Raw genomic sequence first — 3,820 nt, forward strand, 5'->3', positions numbered from 1 at the left:
CCTCGACGACGCGACGATCGCGAAGTTCCAGAAGGAGCTGGGCGCGATGGGCTTCAAGTTCCAGTTCATCACGCTGGCCGGCTTCCACGCGCTGAACTACTCGATGTTCGATCTGGCCTACGGCTACGCCCGCAACCAGATGAGCGCGTACGTCGAGCTGCAGGAGCGCGAGTTCGCCGCCGAGGAGCGGGGTTACACCGCGACCAAGCACCAGCGCGAGGTCGGCGCCGGTTACTTCGATCGGATCGCCACCACGGTCGACCCGAACTCGTCGACCACGGCGCTCGCCGGATCGACCGAAGAGGGTCAGTTCCACTGAGTCGCTGAGGCATGACAGCATGAGCCCCGCCTGGTGATCCGGGCGGGGCTCATCGCTGCAGGAGGAGAATTCGTGAGCATCGAACGAGTAGGCATCGAACGAGTCGGCATCGTGGGCGCCGGGCAGATGGGCAGCGGCATCGCCGAGGTTGCTGCGAAGGCCGGCGCGCACGTCGTCGTCTACGAACCGTCCGAGGAGTTCCTCGAGTCCGGGCGCAAGCGCATCACCGGGTCGCTGGAGCGGGCGGCGAGCAAGGGCAAGCTCTCGGAGAGCGACCGTGACGCGACCCTGGCTCGCCTGACCTACACCACGGACCTCGCCGACCTGGTCGACCGTCAGCTCGTGATCGAGGCCGTCGTCGAGGACGAGGCCGTCAAGGGGAAGATCTTCGCCCAGCTCGACGAGATCATCACCGACCCGCAGGCGGTGCTGGCATCGAACACGTCGAGCATCCCGATCATGAAAATCGCTGCGGCGACGAAGAATCCGAGCCGCGTGCTGGGGCTGCACTTCTTCAACCCGGTACCGGTGCTGCCGCTCGTCGAACTGGTCAACACGCTGGTGACGTCGGACGAGGCGGTGGCGCGGGTCGAGAAGTTCGCGAGCGAGGTGCTGGGCAAGCAGGTGGTGCGCTGCAGCGACCGCTCAGGGTTCGTGGTCAACGCGCTGCTGGTGCCGTACCTGTTGTCGGCCATCCGGATGGTCGAGGCCGGCGTCGCGACGGTCGAGGACGTCGACACGGCGATCGTCGCGGGGCTGTCGCACCCGATGGGCCCGCTGCGGCTGAGCGACCTGATCGGGCTCGACACCATGAAGCTCATCGCCGACTCGATGTTCGAAGAACTGAAGGATGCCCACTACGCGCCGCCGCCGCTGCTGCTGCGGATGGTCGAGGCCGGTCAGTTGGGCAAGAAGTCGGGCCGCGGCTTCTACACCTACTAGCGCCGAACGCACGCTCCACGTACGTTTTCGCCGCTTATCCGTACCTGGAGCGTGCACTCGACGCGAGTGCTGCCTTGACGCGCGCGATGATGCGGTCCTGTTCGTAGCGCAATTGCCGTGAGCTCACCCGCACGATCGACCAACCTTGGCTCGCCAGGAATTCGAGGCGCTCGATGTCGGCGGCGTAGTCGGCAGGGTTCGTGAAGTGCCGTTCGCCGTCGTACTCCACGCCTACCAGACGATCCGGCCAGCCCATGTCGATACGCCGGCGCCCGACCGGAATCTGCGTGACGGGCCGCGGCAGTCCCGCTCCGACGAGTAGCAGCCGAAGCCGCGTCTCCTGGGGTGATTCTGCTCCGCCGTCAACGAGATTCAGCGCCGTGCGAAGGGAGCGAATGCCGCGTGCGCCTGGGTAGCGCCCTGCGACGCCCGCCACGCCCGCGGGTTTGGTCCAAGTCGCGTTCAGCAGTGCGTCGATACGAATGATGGCGGTTTCCAAGGGGAGTCGACGGCCCAGGTCGAAAGCCGTGCGCTCGGGCGTGGTGCACATGAAACCGTCGAGGTACTCGATCTCGTCGTCGGCGAGCACGTCACTGCGGACGACAATGCCGTCGGTCGCGGGCCGTCGCGGATGTGCGATCTCGACCGGTGCGTCATCCGGGAGCCACTTGCTGCCGAGGATCGCAGCTGCTGAGTGCCCGACGAATATGGCCCGTCGACCCGACCACAGCCAGGCTGCGTAGGCCCTATCGCGTGGGGTCAGCGTCAGGCCGACGGGCGCGTACACGTCACGGTGCAGCCGCACGTATCGGCGGGCAAGGCCCCGCCGGGTCACCGCACCCGACGCCAGCGCTTCTGAGCCGAGGATGACGTCGCTGTGCACGTGTCAATCGTCGGGCCTGACGAAGCGCCTCCAGCGCACCAATTTCCCTCGCCGAGTGCACGGTCCACGGACGTTTTCGGCGCTTATCCGCACGTGGAGCGTGCACTCGGCGAGATTACGACGACAGCAACCGGCGCCGTTCCGCTTTGACGTCGAAATCTGCTGCGGGGTAGGACAAGTCGAGCCCTTCCAGCGCCTGGATCAGCAACTCGGTGACCGCGAGCCTGCTGTACCACCTGCGATTGCAGGGTACGACGTGCCACGGCGCATAGTCGGTCGACGTCCGGTCGAGCATCGCCTGGTAGGCCTGCTGGTACTGCGGCCACTTGAGGCGCTCGTCGATGTCGCCCGGGTTGTACTTCCAGTACTTCGTCGGGTCGTCGAGTCGCTCGAGCAACTGCTCCTTCTGCTCGTCGAGCGAGATGAACATCGCGACTTTCACCAGAGTCGTTCCGCCGTCGACGAGTTCACGCTCGAAGGCGTTGATCTCGTCGTACCGGGCACCCCAGACCTCGGGCGGTACCAGGTTGTGCACTCGCACGATGAGCACGTCCTCGTAGTGCGACCGGTCGAAGACGCCGATGTGCCCCGGCGGCGGCAGCGCCCGCCGGACACGCCACAAGAAGTCGTGCGCCAGCTCTTCGTCTGTCGGCTTGCCGAACGCGGTGTAGCGCACACCCATCGGATTCACCGCTCCGACAACGTGTTTGACGATCCCGCCCTTACCCGCTGCGTCCATGCCCTGCAACACCAGCAGTATCGAGCGGGGATCGTCGGCGGCCTTCCAGTTCGCGTAGAGCATCTCCTGCAACTCCGCCAACCGCGCGCTGCGGTCCGCCTGAACGGCCACCGCATCGGACTTCGACCCGCCGAACCCCGGCGTCGCCTCGGGATCGATCCCCGCCACCGTGTCGCCAGCGCGGAACCGCAGGGCCTCGGGGATCTTCGAACTCACCGGTCGGTCCGTGGCGCAGGCAGCATCGGCGACGGGTGTGGCTGGCTCCGGAACCTCTCCAGCGACCCGCCCACTTCGACGATGCCGCACAACGCATTCCACGACAGCATGGTCAGGTAGTCGATCAGCTCGTCGGAACTCATCCGCGGGTTCGACATCCACGAGTGTGTGGCGAGCTGCACCCCGCCGACGGTGTGATACGCCCACGGCTCGACACCACCGGTGTCCATGCCGGCCGCCACCATGCGACGGCGCAACATCACCGCCAGCATCCGCGCGATGATCTGCTCCGACGTCGCGATCGCGCGGTTCTTGCTCGCCGAGTTGTTGGCCATGACGAACTGGTAGGGCTCGGGTTCGGCGGCCACGGTCTCGACGTAGACGCGGATGATCTCGCGGGTCAGCGCGAAACCGTCCAGGTTCGACGACAACGCAGCCGCCATGTTCGGGATCAGCGTGGTCTGCGCGAACCGCATCATCACCGCGGTGGTCAGGTCGTTCTTGTCGACGAAGTAGCGGTACAGCACCGTCTTGGAGACGCCGATCTCGGCAGCGATCTCGTCCATGCTGACGTTGCTGCCGCGCCGGCGGATGGCTTCCAGCGTGCCGTCCACCAGTTCATTACGGCGCTCCACCTTGTGCTGATGCCATCGCCGCTTGCGGCCGTCCGTCTTGACCGCGATCGCTTCGGTCTGCTGTGCCACTGTCCCCGTTATCCGCT

General features: G+C 66.0%; 4 protein-coding genes and 1 pseudogene. 2 read left to right on the plus strand and 3 right to left on the minus strand.

The window, feature by feature from the left end; translation table 11 throughout:
• Together A5663_RS02395 and A5663_RS02400 are read left to right on the plus strand one after the other, a co-directional pair.
• Window positions 1-319: pseudogene (locus A5663_RS02395) on the plus strand (isocitrate lyase); the annotation flags it as partial.
• Window positions 320-397: 78 nt separating this feature from the next.
• On the plus strand, window positions 398-1,261 hold the full coding sequence (locus tag A5663_RS02400) for a 3-hydroxybutyryl-CoA dehydrogenase (RefSeq protein ID WP_255396123.1): 864 nt from the start codon (window positions 398-400) through the stop codon (window positions 1,259-1,261).
• Window positions 1,262-1,295: 34 nt separating this feature from the next.
• Here the strand turns inward: A5663_RS02400 and A5663_RS02405 are convergent, their stop codons facing one another.
• The 3 genes from A5663_RS02405 to A5663_RS02415 form a co-directional block, all read right to left on the minus strand.
• The gene (locus tag A5663_RS02405; RefSeq protein ID WP_068143514.1) at window positions 1,296-2,144 is read right to left on the minus strand and encodes a DUF559 domain-containing protein; all 849 of its coding nucleotides are present in this window, start codon (window positions 2,142-2,144) and stop codon (window positions 1,296-1,298) included.
• Window positions 2,145-2,259: 115 nt separating this feature from the next.
• Window positions 2,260-3,099, minus strand: a complete 840-nt coding sequence (locus A5663_RS02410; RefSeq protein ID WP_068143517.1) for a polyphosphate kinase 2 family protein — start codon at window positions 3,097-3,099, stop codon at window positions 2,260-2,262.
• Window positions 3,096-3,803, minus strand: a complete 708-nt coding sequence (locus tag A5663_RS02415; protein ID WP_068143519.1) for a TetR/AcrR family transcriptional regulator — start codon at window positions 3,801-3,803, stop codon at window positions 3,096-3,098. The genes A5663_RS02410 and A5663_RS02415 overlap by 4 nt, the downstream gene beginning before the upstream one ends.
• Window positions 3,804-3,820: the final 17 nt, after the last annotated feature.

This window comes from Mycobacterium sp. E740, from assembly GCF_001672895.1.
Lineage (GTDB): Bacteria > Actinomycetota > Actinomycetes > Mycobacteriales > Mycobacteriaceae > Mycobacterium.